This is a genomic window from Streptomyces sp. GbtcB6, assembly GCF_019091475.1.
GTDB lineage: Bacteria > Actinomycetota > Actinomycetes > Streptomycetales > Streptomycetaceae > Streptomyces > Streptomyces hyaluromycini.
This window is the reverse complement of record NZ_JAGXJL010000021.1, coordinates 106,861-122,349: the sequence shown is the minus strand read 5'-3', so window position 1 is coordinate 122,349 and position 15,489 is coordinate 106,861. Positions and strand designations below refer to the sequence as shown.

At 72.8% G+C, this 15,489-nt stretch carries 16 protein-coding genes and 2 tRNA genes; 8 read left to right on the top strand and 10 right to left on the bottom strand.

Features of this window, described 5'->3' with window-relative positions; genetic code table 11:
• Positions 1 to 16: 16 nt before the first annotated feature.
• The 7 genes from pcaD to KVT45_RS31335 form a co-directional block, all read right to left on the bottom strand.
• A complete protein-coding gene (pcaD, locus tag KVT45_RS31365; protein WP_217552506.1) occupies positions 17 to 1,135 on the bottom strand; it encodes a 3-oxoadipate enol-lactonase in 1,119 nt (372 codons plus the stop codon).
• Positions 1,132 to 2,472 carry a 3-carboxy-cis,cis-muconate cycloisomerase gene (pcaB, locus tag KVT45_RS31360; RefSeq protein WP_217552505.1) on the bottom strand — a complete coding sequence of 447 codons (1,341 nt, stop codon included), beginning with the start codon at positions 2,470 to 2,472 and terminating at the stop codon, positions 1,132 to 1,134. Before pcaB ends, pcaD begins: the two co-directional genes overlap by 4 nt.
• Positions 2,469 to 3,071: a protocatechuate 3,4-dioxygenase subunit alpha gene (pcaG, locus tag KVT45_RS31355; protein ID WP_217552504.1), complete on the bottom strand. Its 603-nt coding sequence runs from the start codon at positions 3,069 to 3,071 to the stop codon at positions 2,469 to 2,471. Before pcaG ends, pcaB begins: the two co-directional genes overlap by 4 nt.
• A gap of 6 nt (positions 3,072 to 3,077) precedes the next feature.
• Positions 3,078 to 3,851, bottom strand: a complete 774-nt coding sequence (pcaH, locus tag KVT45_RS31350; protein WP_217552503.1) for a protocatechuate 3,4-dioxygenase subunit beta — start codon at positions 3,849 to 3,851, stop codon at positions 3,078 to 3,080.
• Between the two features lie 91 nt (positions 3,852 to 3,942).
• Positions 3,943 to 5,145, bottom strand: coding sequence for a thiolase family protein (locus tag KVT45_RS31345; RefSeq protein ID WP_217552502.1), 1,203 nt, complete (start codon positions 5,143 to 5,145; stop codon positions 3,943 to 3,945).
• Complete coding sequence (locus KVT45_RS31340) at positions 5,142 to 5,786, bottom strand: CoA transferase subunit B (RefSeq protein ID WP_217552501.1); 645 nt, start codon at positions 5,784 to 5,786, stop codon at positions 5,142 to 5,144. The genes KVT45_RS31345 and KVT45_RS31340 overlap by 4 nt, the downstream gene beginning before the upstream one ends.
• Positions 5,786 to 6,541 carry a CoA transferase subunit A gene (locus tag KVT45_RS31335; protein ID WP_217552500.1) on the bottom strand — a complete coding sequence of 252 codons (756 nt, stop codon included), beginning with the start codon at positions 6,539 to 6,541 and terminating at the stop codon, positions 5,786 to 5,788. Before KVT45_RS31335 ends, KVT45_RS31340 begins: the two co-directional genes overlap by 1 nt.
• Positions 6,542 to 6,725: 184 nt before the next feature.
• On the opposite strand from KVT45_RS31335, the gene KVT45_RS31330 reads away from it, so the two are divergent.
• Positions 6,726 to 7,217, top strand: coding sequence for a MarR family winged helix-turn-helix transcriptional regulator (locus KVT45_RS31330; protein WP_217552499.1), 492 nt, complete (start codon positions 6,726 to 6,728; stop codon positions 7,215 to 7,217).
• Here the strand turns inward: KVT45_RS31330 and KVT45_RS31325 are convergent.
• Entirely contained in the window at positions 7,187 to 8,170 is a 984-nt protein-coding gene (locus KVT45_RS31325) for a DUF3048 domain-containing protein (protein WP_217552498.1), read from the bottom strand. The two genes, KVT45_RS31330 and KVT45_RS31325, sit on opposite strands and share 31 nt — an antisense overlap.
• 119 nt (positions 8,171 to 8,289) lie before the next feature.
• Entirely contained in the window at positions 8,290 to 9,354 is a 1,065-nt protein-coding gene (locus KVT45_RS31320; RefSeq protein WP_217552497.1) for an ATP-dependent DNA ligase, read from the bottom strand.
• A 140-nt stretch (positions 9,355 to 9,494) separates the two neighbouring features.
• Here KVT45_RS31320 and ligD point away from each other — a divergent pair, with 140 nt between their 5' ends.
• Positions 9,495 to 10,514 (top strand): non-homologous end-joining DNA ligase, encoded by a 1,020-nt coding sequence (gene ligD / locus KVT45_RS31315; RefSeq protein WP_217552496.1) that lies wholly within the window; start codon positions 9,495 to 9,497, stop codon positions 10,512 to 10,514.
• Between the two features lie 119 nt (positions 10,515 to 10,633).
• Positions 10,634 to 11,662 (top strand): LacI family DNA-binding transcriptional regulator, encoded by a 1,029-nt coding sequence (locus KVT45_RS31310; protein ID WP_217552495.1) that lies wholly within the window; start codon positions 10,634 to 10,636, stop codon positions 11,660 to 11,662.
• A gap of 35 nt (positions 11,663 to 11,697) precedes the next feature.
• On the opposite strand, the gene KVT45_RS31305 is transcribed toward KVT45_RS31310, so the two are convergent.
• The gene (locus tag KVT45_RS31305; protein ID WP_217552494.1) at positions 11,698 to 12,489 is read right to left on the bottom strand and encodes a VOC family protein; all 792 of its coding nucleotides are present in this window, start codon (positions 12,487 to 12,489) and stop codon (positions 11,698 to 11,700) included.
• Between the two features lie 259 nt (positions 12,490 to 12,748).
• On the opposite strand from KVT45_RS31305, the gene KVT45_RS31300 reads away from it, so the two are divergent.
• The 5 genes from KVT45_RS31300 to KVT45_RS31280 all read left to right on the top strand — a co-directional run.
• The gene (locus KVT45_RS31300; RefSeq protein WP_174856072.1) at positions 12,749 to 13,003 is read left to right on the top strand and encodes a WhiB family transcriptional regulator; all 255 of its coding nucleotides are present in this window, start codon (positions 12,749 to 12,751) and stop codon (positions 13,001 to 13,003) included.
• A 67-nt stretch (positions 13,004 to 13,070) separates the two neighbouring features.
• Positions 13,071 to 13,141, top strand: a tRNA-Ala gene (locus KVT45_RS31295).
• An 11-nt stretch (positions 13,142 to 13,152) separates the two neighbouring features.
• A tRNA-Glu gene (locus tag KVT45_RS31290) sits at positions 13,153 to 13,224 on the top strand.
• A 27-nt stretch (positions 13,225 to 13,251) separates the two neighbouring features.
• Entirely contained in the window at positions 13,252 to 14,580 is a 1,329-nt protein-coding gene (locus tag KVT45_RS31285; RefSeq protein WP_217552493.1) for an SDR family NAD(P)-dependent oxidoreductase, read from the top strand.
• On the top strand, positions 14,577 to 15,489 hold a 913-nt coding region (locus KVT45_RS31280), incomplete at its 3' end, for a ribonuclease inhibitor (protein ID WP_308310916.1). The genes KVT45_RS31285 and KVT45_RS31280, both read left to right, overlap by 4 nt.

Genomic DNA, 15,489 nt, shown 5'->3' with positions numbered 1-15,489 from the left:
GGTACGACCGGCAGGGTCACCCTTCCTCTTCCGCCAGCACCCGTTGCGCCGTCGCGAACGCCGAGTTCGCCGCCGGCACCCCGCAGTACACGGCCGTCTGCAGCAGCACCGCGCCGATCTCCTCCGGCGTCAGCCCGTTGCGCCGGGCGGCCCGTACATGCATGGCCAGCTCGTCGTAGTGACCGTGGGCGACCAGCGCGGTGAGGGTGATCATGCTGCGTTCACGGCGGGAGAGAGTGGGGTCGGTCCAGATCTCGCCCCAGGCGTAGCGCGAGATGAAGTCCTGGAAGCGGGCCGTGAAAGGCGTCTGCCGGGCCTGGGCGCCGTCGACATGGGCGTCCCCGAGCACTTCGCGGCGTACCGCCATCCCGCGCCCGGCGCCGCCGTCGAGGTGGGAGCGGAGCGCGGTGAGGACGGCCTCGGGGCACTGCGCGGGCGCCAGATGCGCGGCGCCCGGCAGTTCGACCAGCGTGGACGACGGCACCGCGTCCGCGATCTCCCGCAGATGCGGCGGCGGGGTCGCGGAATCCTGCCGGCCGGCGATCAGCAGGGTGCGGACGGCGATCTCGCCGAGCCGGTCCCGCAGGTCGAAGGCGGCCAGCGCGTCGCAGCAGGAGGCGTACGCCTCCGGGTCCGCCGCCCGCTGGTCCTCGACCAGCCGGGGCACGGTGAAGCCCGGGGTGAACCAGCGGGAGCCGGCGTTCTCCGCCAGCCACGCCACGCCCTCCCGGCGCACCCGCTCGGCCCGTTCCTCCCATGGCTTGGAACCGCCGAAGTGGGCCGAGGAGCAGATCACCGCCAGGTTCTCCAGCCGGTCGGGGTGGTGGACGGCCAGGTGCAGCCCCACGGCACCGCCCAGTGACACCCCCGCGTACGCGAACCGCTCGATGCCGAGCGAGTCGGCGAGCGCGAGCACCAGGCCGGCGAGGTCGCCGACGGTCGCCCCCGCCTTGATCAGATCGGGTGCCGAACCGCCGTGCCCCGGCAGGTTCCAGCGCACCACCCGGTGCGCGGCGGACAGTTCGGGCGCCACGGCGTCCCACAGGGCGTACGAGGTGCCGAGCGACGGCCCGAGGAGCAGCGGGGGAGCCGAAGCGGGGCCCTCGACGCGGTGGTTGAGGAGGTTCTCGGTCAACGTCGCTCCATAGCACGGTCGGTGAGCACACCGGCGGAACCGGTGTAGCGGGCGGGATCGGTCGGGTCGTCGAGCTCGATGTCCTTCAAGTCAGGCTCCTCGGCAAGGAGTTCACGCAGTGCTCGGTGCTCGGTGTGGGTGCGGCGGGCCAGCTCGGTGAGCAGCTCCTTGGCGCGGGCCCGGCCGAGCACGGGGGCCAGCTCGGCAGAGAGCCGCTCCGAGACGATCAGCCCGTTGGTGAGGTCGAGGTTCCGGCGCATCGCCTCCGGACGCACCCGCAGCCCCGCCGCCAGCTCCGCCGCGTCCCGCGCCGCACCGCCCACGGTCCGCAGCAGATCCCGCAACGGCTCCCACTCGGCGTGCCAGGCACCGGCCGGCCGCTCGTCCTCCGCGACCATCGAGCCGTACAGGACGGCCGCGAGCTGCGGGGCCCGCCGTGCGGCCGCCGCGATCAGCGTCGAGCGCACGGGGTTGGCCTTGTGCGGCATCGCCGAGGAACCGCCCCCGCTGCCCTCGGAGACCTCGCCGATCTCGGTACGGGACAAGGTCAGCACATCCGCGGCGATCTTCCCCAGCGCCCCGGCCGCGAAGGCGAGACACCCGGCGAGATCGGCGATCGGCGTCCGCAGCGTGTGCCAGGGCAACAAGGGGGCGGCGAGGCCCAGTTCACGGGCGTACGCGGTCGGCAGCTCCTCGGCGTGCTCCGCCCCGTACGCCCCGAAGGCGGCCAGCGTGCCTGCCGCGCCGCCGAGTTGGGCGGGCAGGGACTCCCGGACCGGGGTCACGCGGTCCCGGGCGTCCAGGACCAGCGAGCGCCAGCCGGCCGCCTTCAGCCCGAAGGTCGTCGGGACGGCGTGCTGGGTGAGCGTGCGGCCCGGCATCGGTGTGTCGCGGTGCTCGGCGGCCAGCCGGGCCAGCGCCTGCTCGGTACGTCCGAGGTCGGCGAGCACGAGGTCCAGGGTGCGGGCGGCGACCAGCATCGTCGCCGTGTCCATGACGTCCTGGCTGGTCGCACCCCGATGCACGTAGGGCCCGTACTCCGCGCCGACCGCCTTCGTCAGATCGGCGACCAGCGGGATGACCGGGTTGCCGCCGCCACGGGCCCGCTCGGCGAGGGCGCCGACGTCGTAGCGGCCGGGGTCGGCCGCCTCGGTCACCGCCGTCGCGGCCTCGGCCGGGACCAGCCCCAGGGCGGCCTGGGCCCGGGTGAGGGCCGCTTCCGCGTCGAGCAGCGCCCGCAGGTACGCGCCGTCGCTCGTCGCGGCTGCGGCGGCGGAACCGGACCACCCGGGACCGAGCAGCCCGACGTCACCGCCGTCGTGATCCACTGTTGTCACCGGAACTCCAGGAAGACCGTCTCGCCCTCTCCCTGAAGGCGGATGTCGAAACGGTAGGTCCCCCGGCCCTCGTCGGCGGCGATCAGCGTGTCGCGTCGCTCGCCCACCCGGGTGAGCAGCGGGTCGGCGGCGAGCGCCGCGTCGTCGCCCGGCAGGTAGATCCGGGTGAAGAGGTGCACCAGCAGCCCGCGCGCGAACACGCACACGCTGATGTAGGGCGCGCCGCCGCCACGGACGCCGGGCCGCAGCGTCCGCGCGTACCAGTGCCCGTTGGTGTCCGTCTGGATCCGGCCCCAGCCGGTGAACTCCACGCCGTTGCGGCCGAGGTAGTCACCGGTCGCCGGATCGCGGCGGATCGAACCGTCGGTCGTGGACACGTTTCCGTCGGGATCGGCGCCCCACAGCTCCACGAGGGCGTCGGGCAGCGGTGTGCCCTCGCCGTCGAGGACGTATCCGTGGACCGTGACCGTGTCCGGGTGCCCGAGGGGCGCGATGTCCTCGCCGCCGCGGAACGGCAGCGCGTACCCGTAGAAGGGGCCGACCGTGTGCGACGGCGTGGGCAGCACGTTCTCCGGGCTGCTCGTGTCGATCTTCGTCATGGCAGGTCAGCGTCCTTCTTCGAGCCAGGTGGAGTTCGGGCCGTCCAGCACGATGTCCCAGTGGTAGCCCATCGAGAACTCCGGCACGGACAGGCCGTGGTCGTAGGTCGCGACCAGGCGCTGCCGGGCCGCGTCGTCCGTCACCGACTGGATGATCGGGTCGTACGGGAACAGCGGGTCGCTCGGGAAGTACATCTGCGTCACCAGCCGCTGCGTGAACGCCGTCCCGAACATCGAGAAGTGGATGTGGGCCGGACGCCAGGCGTTGAGGTGGTTGCGCCAGGGGTAGGGCCCCGGCTGGATGGTGGTGAAGTGGTAGCCGCCGTCGGCGTCGGTGATCGTACGGCCGACACCCGTGAAGTTGGGGTCCAGCGGGGCGTCGTGCTGCTCGCGCTGGTGCGCGTAGCGGCCGGCCGAGTTGGCCTGCCAGATCTCGATCAGCTGGCCCCGGACCGGCCGGCCGCTCCGGTCCAGGAGTCGCCCGGAGACGGTGATCCGCTCACCGACGGGCTCTCCGCTGTGCTGCCGGGTCAGGTCATTGTCTATTCCGGTGATGTCCCGCTCCCCGAACGCGGGGGAGTGCAGCTCCACCAGCTCCGGGTCCTTGGCCGTGTCGATGGCGACCAGGGGCTGTTTCGGATGCCGGAGCACGGAAGACCGGTAGGGGGCGTAGTCCCGGCGGGGGTGATGCTCGACGGGACCGCCGTCGGCGACACGCTTTTCATAAGCGGCATGCTCGGCGGCGATTTCGAGGTCGATGTCGGCCTGGGTTAGTGTCATAAAAAGTCCTAGATGTGAGCGCCCCGTCAGGGGCGCGGGGAACTGCGCGACCAGCCACAACGCACCCGCAGGTGCCCTACGACCTGTCGCTCTATCGCTCAAGGACGAGCGCGAGCCCTTGCCCGACGCCGATGCAAAGGGTGGCCACACCGGTACCGCTGCCACGCCGCGCAAGCTGATGCGCCACGGTCCCGGCGAGCCGCGCTCCCGAAGCTCCCAGCGGGTGACCGAGGGCGATCGCCCCACCCTGCGGATTGAGGATCGCGGGATCGAACTCGGGCCACTCGGCGACGCACCCCAGCACCTGCGCCGCGAACGCCTCGTTCAGCTCCAGCACCGACAGATCACCGAACCCCTTGCCGGCCCTGCCCAGCGCACGCGTCACCGCTTCGACCGGCGCCAGCCCGAAGTAGTCCGGGTCGATCCCGGACACCCCGGTCGCGCTGACCCGCGCCAGCGGCTCCCGCCCGACCGCCTTCAGGCCTTCCTCGTCGGTCAGCAGCAAGGCGGCCGCGCCGTCGTTGAGGGGAGAGGCGTTGCCCGCGGTCACCGTGCCGCCCTCCGTGCGGAAGGACGGCCTGAGCTTGGCCATCGCGGTGAGGGAGGCGTCGGCACGTACGCATTCGTCGGCGGCGAAGGGGACCGGGTCGCCCTTGCGCTGCGGGACCGGCACGGGTGCCAGCTCGGCGTCGAACAGGCCCTGTTCCTGGGCGGCGGCCGCCTTCTGGTGGGAGGCGAGGGCGAACTCGTCCTGCTGCTCACGGCTGATCTTGTGCTTGTCGGCGATGCGTTCCGCGCTCTCGCCGAGGGGGATGGTCCACTGCGGGTCCATCCTGGGGTTGACCATGCGCCAGCCGAGGGTGGTCGAGTACAGCTCGGCGTGCCCGGCGGGGAACGGCCGGTCGTTCTTGGGCAGTACGTACGGCGCCCGGGTCATCGACTCCACACCGCCGGCCACGGCGATGGAGGCATCGCCCACCGCGATGGCGCGGGCGGCCTGGATGACCGCCTCCAGCCCGGAGGCGCACAGCCGGTTGACCGTCACCCCCGGCACGGACGTCGGCAGACCGGCGAGCAGCGCGGCCATCCGGCCGACGTTGCGGTTCTCCTCGCCGGCGCCGTTGGCGTTGCCGAAGTAGACGTCCTCGATCCGGGCCGGGTCCAGGTCGGGGGTGCGGGCGAGGAGTTCACGGATGGCGTGGGCGGCCAGGTCGTCCGGGCGTACCCCGGCGAGGCCGCCGTTGTGGCGGCCGATCGGTGTGCGGACCGCGTCGACGATGTACACCGTGTTCACAGCAGACCCTCCGGGACAGTGAGTTCGGCGTCGGTCTTGGCGATGATCTCCTCGACGCCGACCCCGGGCGCGGTCTCGACGAGGACGAGTCCCTCGCCGGTGACGTCCAGGACGGCGAGGTCGGTGATGATCCGGTCCACGCATGCCTTCCCGGTCAGGGGCAGCGCGCACTCGGTCAGGATCTTGGCCGAGCCGTCCTTCGCGGTGTGCGTCATCACCACGATGACCGTGCGGGCCCCGTGCACCAGGTCCATCGCCCCGCCGATCCCGGTGACGAGCTTGCCGGGGATCGCCCAGTTGGCCAGGTCCCCGCGCGCGGAGACCTGCATGGCGCCGAGCACGGCGACGTCGATGTGCCCGCCGCGGATCATCGAGAACGACAGCGCCGAGTCGAAGAACGACGCCCCGGGCAGGACCGTGACGGTCTCCTTCCCGGCGTTGATCAGGTCCGGGTCGACGGCGTCCTCGGCGGGGTAGGGGCCGGTGCCCAGGATGCCGTTCTCCGACTCCAGGACCACCTCGACCCCCTCGGGCAGATAGTTCGGGATCAGCGTCGGCAGCCCGATCCCGAGGTTGACGTACTGGCCGTCCTCCAGCTCGCGGGCCGCCCGTGCGGCCATCTCCTGGCGCGTCCAGGCCATCAGCTGCTCACCGTCCGCTGCTCGATCTTCTTGTCCGCCGCCTGTTCAGCCGTCAGCGCCACCACCCGCTGCACGAAGATCCCCGGCAGATGCACCGCGTCCGGATCGATCGCGCCCGGCTCCACCAGCTCCTCCACCTCAGCGATCGTGACCTTCCCGGCCATCGCCGCGAGCGGGTTGAAGTTGCGGGTGGACTTGTTGAACACCAGGTTCCCGTGCCGGTCGCCCTTCGCCGCCCGCACCAGCGCGAAGTCCGTACGGATACCCCGCTCCAGGACGTACTCGGTGCCGTCGAAGTCCCGCACCTCCTTCGCCGGCGACGCCAGCGCCACCCCGCCGGAGCCGTCGTAACGCCACGGCAGCCCGCCCTCCGCGACCTGCGTGCCCACCCCCGCAGGGGTGTAGAACGCCGGGATCCCGGCACCGCCCGCCCGCAACCGCTCCGCCAAAGTGCCCTGCGGGATCAGCTCCACCTCCAGCTCACCCGCCAGATACTGCCGGGCGAACTCCTTGTTGGCCCCGATGTAGGAACCGGTCACCCGCGCGATCCGCCCGGCGGCGAGAAGGACAGCCAGCCCCGTGTCCATCGCCCCGCAGTTGTTCGAGACCACCGACAGGCCACCCACGCCCCGCTCGAACAACGCCCCGATCAGCACGTTCGGCACACCGCTCAGCCCGAACCCGCCCACCGCCAGCGACGCGCCCTCCGGCACATCGGCCACCGCCTCCCCGGCAGTGGCGACCACCTTGTCCATCCGTGAAGCCTCATCTCTCAGCGAATTAATCAGGGCACTGAGTATTTCAGCGAGATGTCTGCCACGCTGCCACTGGCGTCGCCACCCGTCAAGAGCTGGGGCGATGGCAGACGGGTGTACAGACAGCATCGATGTCTGCCGGTATCGTTCAGTGCACCAACGAATTCGGACCATGGGAGCGCATATGGCTGCGGTGGACCTCACCACCCACCCCGGGCACCTGGCCCGGCGGCTCCAGCAGGCCCACTACCTGCTGTGGAACACGATGGTCTCGGAGGAGATCACCTCGCCGCAGTTCGCCGTGCTGAACGCGCTCGTCGCCGAGCCGGGGCTGGACCAGCGGACCGTGGGGGAGCGGGTGGGGCTGGACCGGTCGACCATCGCCGAGGTCATCAGCCGGCTGGGCCGGCGCGGGCTCCTCGACAAGGTGCGCGATCCGCAGGACGGGCGCCGCTTCCTGCTGCGCCTCACCGACGAGGGACTACGGGTTCACCGCAAGCTCGCCGTGCGCACCGCCCGGATGAACCAGGTCTTCCTCGCCCCGCTCTCGGCCGAGGAGCAGAGCCAGTTCTTCGACCTGATCCGACGGGTCTCGGACGCGGCGGAGGGCCTGCGCAACCCGGCCGAGCCGGCCGTGCCGCATGGTCAGGCCTTGGCGAACACCACCCACACCTGACCGTCGGCGAAGTTCACCGGGCTGCCGTCCGTGCCCGTGAACGTCGTCCCGTCGGTGGCCTCCGGGCGTGACCAGGTGGCTTCGTACGACCGGCCGTCGCGCAGCACCTCCGCCTTCCCCGTACCGACCGTCTCGGTGAACGGCGTGTAGTTGCCGAGCACGTCGTGATACGTCGACTTCGTCACCCGCACGTGCTGCACCACGACCGTCGCCGGTGCCAGCCGGCTGCCCGCCGTCGTCCTCGCCGGTGTGCCGTCCATCGACACCAGCCAGCGGTTCCGGCCGGCGGACCAGGTGAAGGTGAAGCGGGCCGCCGGGTACCGCACGGTGCGTGCGGCGGTGGCCGTCCCGCCGGCCGGGGCCGGGCCGTAGCGGAAGCCGGTGGTGAGCGCCGCCCGGCCGGGCGCCCCGTCCACCAGCTTGGCCGGACGGAGGTACAGGTTGTGCGGGGCCGGTCGGCCGCTGCCCCGGTAGTAGGCGCCGGACGCCTCGGCGGGTGACTCAGGCCGCAATGGCGCCCGGCGGATCAGGGGGAGCAGTTTTTTCTGGGCGCCGGAGAAGGCCAGCGTCGGCCGGTCGAACTGGCGCAGCAGCTCCAGGTCGGACTCGCGGGCGCTGCGGACGGGGCCGATGACTTCGGGGAGCCTGGTGGCGTAAACCGCCATCAACCGGCTGAGGCCGCCCTCCACCTGCTCCGCGTACACCACGTCCGCCGCGTCAAGGCCGGTCTGGGGGCGGGCCGCGGCCACGTTGTCGATCTTCACGGCCAGTACGGATCCGGTGGCTTGCCGCAGGCTCGGTGTCGGGGTGCTGCTCTGCGGCGCGCGGCCGTCGTCGCCCGCCGGGCCGTGCCGGGTGCAGCCTGCCGTGAGCGAGGCCGTCACGGCCGCCGCCAGCCCTGCCGTCAGCACGGTCCGGCGCGTCGGCGCCCCGTGTCCCGTGCCCAGTCCCATGCCCACTGCTGCCCCCCGGTCCGGCCCCTGTCCGCCCCCTTGATTGTGTGCTCATCGGATCATCGATGGCCATACCCGGTCGAATCCGATCGTGGGCGCGGGAGGCCCTAGCCCCGCGGTCAGGACCCCAGGATCTCCGTGAGGTCGTAGCGCACCGGCTCCTCCAGCTGGGCGTAGGTGCAGCTGTCCGGTGTGCGGTCCGGGCGCCAGCGGCGGAACCGGGCCGTGTGCCGGAAGCGCGCCCCGTTCTCCATGTGGTCGTACGCCACCTCGGCCACCCGCTCCGGCCGCAGCGGCACCCAGGACAGGTCCTTCTTGCCCGACCAGCGGCTCGGCGCACCGGGCAGCCGGGCCGACTCATGGGCGGCCTCCTCCGCCCAGGCCGCCCACGGATGCCCGGAGACGTCGGCCATGCGGAGCGGCTCCAGCTCCTCGATCAGCTCGGCCCGCCGCTTCATCGGGAACGCGGCCGACACGCCCACGTGCTGGAGGGCGCCCCGGTCGTCGTACAGGCCCAGCAGCAGCGAGCCCACCACCGGGCCGCTCTTGTGGAGGCGGTAGCCGGCCACCACGACGTCGGCCGTCCGCTCGTGCTTGACCTTGAACATGGCGCGCTCGTCCTGCCGGTAGCGCAGGGTGAGCGGCTTGGCGATGACCCCGTCGAGGCCGGCCCCCTCGTACTGCTCGAACCACCGCCGGGCCACCTCGACATCGGTCGTGGCCGGCGCCAGATACACCGGCGGGGTCACCCCGTCCAGGGCCCTCGCGAGCAGCGCGCGGCGGTCGGTGAGCGGCACGTCGAGCAGTGACTCGTCGGCCAGCGCCAGCAGGTCGAAGGCGACGAAGGAGGCGGGCGTCCGCTCCGCCAGCGTGCGCACCCTGGAGTCCGCCGGATGGATCCGCTCGGTCAGCGCGTCGAAGTCCAGCCGGCCCTCCCGGGCGATGACGATCTCCCCGTCCAGCACGCACCGCTCGGGCACCCGCTCCTTCAGCGCCGCCACCAGCTCGGGGAAATACCTGGTCAAAGGCTTCCCGGTACGGCTGCCGAGCTCCACCTCGGGGCCGTCCCGGAACACGATCGCGCGGAAGCCGTCCCACTTCGCCTCGTACTGCATGTCCGGCGGGATCGTCGCCACCGACTTGGCGAGCATCGGCTTCACGGGCGGCATCACCGGCAGATCCATGCCACGACTCTACGAGCGGTCCCCGGTGTGCGCTCGGCATGCGGCACCCCCGGTACGGGCCTGTGGTCCGGTGTCTCCCGGGCCCGGAGACCGCGTCGAGCCGATATGCGCGGTGGGGGTGGTGCGCCTACCGTGGCCGCATGGGCGATGCGGTGGAACTGGAGGTGGCCGGCCGGACCGTACGGCTGTCCAGCCCGGACAAGGTGTTCTTCCCGGAGCGCGGTTTCACCAAGCTGGACGTCGCCCGCTACTACGCGGCCGTCGCCCCCGGCATCCTGCGCGCCCTGCGCGAGCGCCCCACCACCCTCCAGCGCTACCCGGACGGCGTCGAGGGCGAGTGGTTCTACCAGAAGCGCGCCCCCAAGGGCATGCCCGACTGGATCCCCACCGCCCACATCACCTTCCCCAGCGGCCGTACCGCCGACGAGATGTGCCCCACGGAGGCGGCCGCCGTGGTGTGGGCCGCGCAGTACGGCACGCTCACCTTCCACCCCTGGCCGGTGCGGCGCGCCGACGTCGACCGGCCCGACGAGCTCCGTATCGACCTCGATCCGCAGCCCGGCACCGACTTCGCCGACGCGGTCCGCGCCGCCCACGAACTGCGCGCCGTCCTGGACGAGTTCGGCGGGCTGCGGGGCTGGCCCAAGACCTCCGGCGGCCGTGGCCTGCACGTCTTCGTGCCCATCGAACCCCGCTGGACCTTCACCCAGGTCCGGCGGGCGGCGATCGCCGTGGGCCGGGAGCTGGAACGCCGGATGCCGGACCGGGTGACCATCAAGTGGTGGAAGGAGGAGCGCGGCGAGCGCATTTTCATCGACTACAACCAGACCGCGCGCGACCGCACCATCGCCTCCGCCTACTCCCTGCGGCCCCGCCCGCACGCCCCCGTCTCCGCGCCGCTGCACTGGGTCGAGGTCGACGACGTGCAGCCCGCGGACTTCGACCTGGCCACGATGCCGGCCCGGTTCGCCGAAGTCGGCGACGTGCACGCCGACATGGACGACCACGCCTACTCCCTCGACGCCCTCCTGGAACTCGCCCGCCGCGACGAACACGATCACGGCCTCGGCGACCTGCCCTACCCGCCGGAGTACCCGAAGATGCCGGGCGAGCCCAAACGCGTCCAGCCCAGCCGGGCGCGGCCCGAACAGCCCTCCTGACGGCGGGACCCGGCGGCACCCCGGCGGCAGTCGGCGGCGGCACGGCCCCGAGAGCGCTCTGACCGCCTCCTGGCGCCCGGGACTATGCTGATCGCCAGCCGCCGAGGAGGAGGGCCGAGGTGTCCGAGGCAGTGTCCCGCCCCACGCTGGAGGCCGTGGCCGCGCGGGCCGGGGTCTCCCGGGCCACCGCGTCACGGGTCGTCAACGGCGGGGACGGCGTGCGCGAGCCCCTCGTCGAGCGGGTGCGCCGGGCGGTCGAGGAACTCGGCTACGTCCCCAACCAGGCGGCCCGCAGCCTCGTCACCAAACGGCACGACGCCGTCGCCGTCGTCATCGCCGAACCGGAGACCCGGATCTTCACCGACCCCTTCTTCGCCCTCCAACTGCGCGGCATCAGCAAGGAGCTGACCGCCCAGGACAACCAGCTCGTGCTGCTGCTCACCGAGGGACGGGACGACCACGCACGGGTGGCCCGCTATCTCGCCGGGGGCCACGTCGACGGCGCACTGGTCTTCTCGCTCCACCTCGACGACCCGCTGCCCGGTCTGATCGAGGGCGCCGGTGTCCCCACCGTGTTCGGCGGCCGGCCCGGCTGGAGCGGCGGCTCGAAGAGCGCCGTGTACGTCGACTGCGACAACCGGGGCGGTGCCGAGGACGCCGTACGCCATCTCGTCGGCCTCGGCAGGACCCGGATCGCGCACATCACCGGGCCGCTGGACCAGACGTCGGCGGCCGACCGCCTCCAGGGGTACCGGGACGTCATGGGGGAGACCGATCCACGGCTGGTCGTCGCCAGTGACTTCACCCCGTCCGGCGGCGAGCGCGCCATGGGCGAACTCCTCGACCGCTGCCCGGACGTGGACGCCGTGTTCGCGGCCAACGACCTCACCGCGCTCGGCGCCCTGCGCGTCCTGCGCGAGCGCGGCCGCCGGGTGCCCGAGGACGTCGCCGTGATCGGCTTCGACGACGTGCTGCCCGTCGCCGAACAGACCGAGCCGGCGCTGACGACGGTCCGTCAGGACATCGAGGAGATGGGCCGGTTGATGGCCCGGCTGCTGCTGGCCACGCTGAACCGCGGCGAGCCGGCGACCGGCGCGCCGGCCGGCGTCGTCCTGCCCACGACACTGATACGGCGCGCGACCGCCTAGCCCGTCTCCGCCTCGGTCTGCCCGCGGGGCTGCCCTCAGGTCTGCTGCGGCTCGCCCTTGATCACCGCGAAGCGGGCGCCGTACGGGTCGGCCAGCTTCGCCATCCGGCCCACACCCTCCAGCGTGGTCGCCGGCATCCGCACCCGGCCGCCCGTCTGCTGGGCCTTCTCGACCACCGAGTCCGGGTCCTCGACCTCGAAGTACGGCAGCCAGTACGCGCCGGCCTGCGCCTCCGCCGGGTCCTCGGCCAGCGGGACCATCCCGCCGAACATCGACGCGTCGTCGCCGCCCGCCGGGTTGACACAGGTGTAGGTGCCGCCGGGGAAGGGCACGCCGGAGGTCTCCAGACCCAGCACCTTGTGGTAGTAGGCCGCGGCGGCCGCGATGTCCGGGGTGTACAGCTCGACCCAGCACAGCGAACCCGGATCGCCCGCCATGTCGACGCCCTTGGTCAGCGCCGGCTGCCAGATGCCGAAGGGCACGCCCGCCTGGTCGGCGAGGATCGCCAGGTGGCCCTGGCCCATCACGTCCATCGGCTGGGCGAGGACGCTGCCGTGCGCCTGCTCGGCCGCCTTCGCGGTGGCCTGCGCGTCCTCGCTCTGGAAGTACACGGTCCAGGACGGCGGACCCTGCTCCGGGGTGGTCTGCATACCGCCGGCGACGGTCCTGCCGTCCAGCTGGAAGAATCCGTAACCGCCGGCGTCGGGCCCCGCCGACTGGAACTGCCAGCCGAAGAGACCGTTGTAGAAGGAGACGGCGCCGTCGATCTCGGGTGTGCCGAGGTCGATCCAGTTGGGAGCGCCGTTGACGAAACGGGTGGTGAGCATCATCGCCCTCCTCGGAAGGGTCCTGTTCTCTGCTGCGCCGAGTCTTCCACCGCCCAGTGACAATCGCTGCCCGACCACGCCCACCGCGGCCCGGTTACCGTGGGTCACCCGACGCAATCGCCGAGTTTCGGACTCGTTCCGCGTGCCGCCGTGCGCGGGCGTGGTGCCGAGGCGCATGATCGAGGCTGCCCCGCTCTGTCGCTGTCACGTTGAGCGGGCGTTGATCGAACGTTTTTCGCCGCCCGGCACGATCCTGGCCATGCACTTCGACACCATCACCCCGCCCCGCACGCCCGTCCCGGCCTGGCAGGCGCAGGCGTTGTGCGCGCAGACCGGGGCGGACTTCTTCTTTCCCGAGCCCGGCAGCTCGGTGCGCGAGGCCAAGCGCATCTGCGGTATGTGCGAGATGCGTTCGGCCTGCCTGGAGTACGCGCTGGACAACGACGAACGCTTCGGCGTCTGGGGCGGCCTGTCCGAGAAGGAACGCCTGGAACTGCGCCGCGCGTCCCGCTGAACCCACGCCCGCCCGGGAAATGCGGTACGGCCGTACGCCCAGGCCCGGATACCATCCGGGGACGCGGCCGGACGTAGCGCAGAGGCAGGCGCACCGCATGGCATGCGGGACACACCGGTTCGAATCCGGTCGTCCGGGCAGCGTGACGAGGTCCCGTAGAGCAGAGGCAGACTCGCCACCCTCTCAAGGTGGATACGCCGGTTCGAATCCGGCCGGGACCACGGTACGGCGGACACGGGGCGGGACGGATGAGCGAGGCGATCACCGAGGCGGAACTGGCGGCTTTCCACCAGGTGGTGGGGAAGCTGCGGGCGCTGCCCGTCGACGACCCGGTGCGACTGCGTGCCGAGCAGGTCGCCGCCTCCTTCGCCCGCGACGGCCGGCTGCGCCGCCGCAGGACGCGCAGCACCGAGACGTCGACGGCCGACGCCGCCGTGATGGCCGCGACCGCGACCGGCGCCCTGGACCGCCGCGAGGACGCGCCGCTGGCCGTGCCCGGCGCCGGCGGCGTCTTCCACAAGGCGCGCACCTGCTACGTCTGCAAGTCGCCCTATCGACAGGTCGACACCTTCTACCACCGGCTCTGCCCCGACTGCGCCGTCGACAACTCCGCACGCCGCGCCCTGAGCACTGACCTCGACGGCCGTCGGGTGCTGCTCACCGGCGGCCGGGTGAAGATCGGCTTCCAGCTGGCGCTGATGATGCTGCGCGACGGCGCCGACGTCCTCGTCACCTCGCGCTTCCCGTACGACACCCGGCGGCGTTTCGAGGCGGCGCCGGGCAGCGCCAGGTGGCTGGACCGGCTCACCGTCCTCGCCGTCGACCTGCGCGATCCGCGCCAGGTCCTCGGCCTGTGCGAGGAGTTGCGGCAGGAGGGCCAGCCGCTGGACATCCTCGTCAACAACGCGGCACAGACCGTGCGCAGACCGCCCGAGTCGTACGCCCTGCTGGCCGCCGGCGAGCGTGACGCCCTGCCCCCGGGTGTCCGGCAGGCCCCCGGGTTCACCCCGATGCGCCGGCTGGAGGGCTCGGCCGCGGCCCTGCCCGTCGCGCTGCGCGAGGCCGACGAGGCCGGACTGCTGCCCGACCCGTCACCCGAGAACTCCTGGTCGGCCCGGCTCGGCGACCTCGACCCGGCCGAGGTCCTGGAGACCCAGCTCGTCAACGCCCTGGCCCCGGCCCTGCTCTGCGACCGGCTGCTGCCGCTGCTGCTGGCCTCCCCGCACCCGCGCCGCTATGTGGTCAACGTGACCGCCGTCGAAGGCCGTTTCACCGTCCGCAACAAGATGGCGGGCCACCCGCACACCAACATGGCCAAGGCCGCCCTCAACATGCTCACCCGCACCAGCGCCGCCGAACTCGCCGAGCGGGGCGTCCACATGTGCGCCGTCGACACCGGCTGGATCACCGACGAGAACCCGGCGCCGAAGAAGGCCCGGATGGCGGGCGCCGGTTTCCGCACCCCCCTCGACATCGTCGACGGCGCGGCCCGCGTGTACGACCCGATCGTGCGGGGCGAGGCCGGGGACCCGGTGTCCGGGGTGTTCCTGAAGGACTACCGGGAGGCGGAGTGGTGAACGAGGACCCGCAGGACTCTCAGCGGGAGACCTTCGCCGGTGTCCCGCACGTCATGCCGCGCCCGGCCGCCGAACTCGCCCCGCTGCTCGACTGGTTGCGGGCCGGCCGCCCGGCGGGGGAACGGCTGGACTTCGCCGCCGGCACCGCCCTGCCGGACGGCCGCCTCGACCTGTGCAAGCAGGACGTCGGCGCGGCCGGCGCCGCCCTGATCGCCGAGGCCCTCGGCGAAGGGCCCACTCCGGTACGGCACCTGCTGCTCGGCACGGACGCGCTCGGCGACGAGGGCGCCGAAGCCGTGGCCGGTTCCGGCGCCGGGGTGGAGACGCTCTACCTCGGCTGCAACGGCATCACGGCGGGCGGCGCCTGCCGGATCGCCGACCAGCTGCGGGCCTCGCCGCAGGTCGTCACCGGGGTGTGGCTCAAGCGCAACCCGCTGGGCGGCGGAGGCGGGCAGGCCGCCGCCGAACTCATCGAATCCGCACGCTCCCTGCGCACCCTCGACCTCGTCCAGACCGGGCTCGACCCGGCCGGAGCGGCGGTGCTCGCCGACGCGCTGCTGGCGGCGACCGGCAACGGGCGGCGGATCGAGCGGCTCTTCGCCGGCGGCAATCCGCTGGGCGCGGCCGGGGCGCGGGCCCTGGCCGCCGTCGTCGCCGGCGGCGCGCTCGGCGAACTGTACGTGTCCGCCGCCCGGTTGGGGGACGCGGGCGCGCTGGAGCTGGCCGACGCCCTGGACCGGGCACCGTACGGGCGGCTCACCCGGCTCTCGGTCGCCAGCAACGGCATCGGGCCGTCGGCCGCCGCCCCCCTGGTGGCGGGGGGGGGCCCCGCCCGGGGGGGCCCCCCCGCCCCGGGGGGGGGGGGCGCGGGGGGCGGGCGCGCCGGGGGGGGCAAAGGGGGCGGGCCCG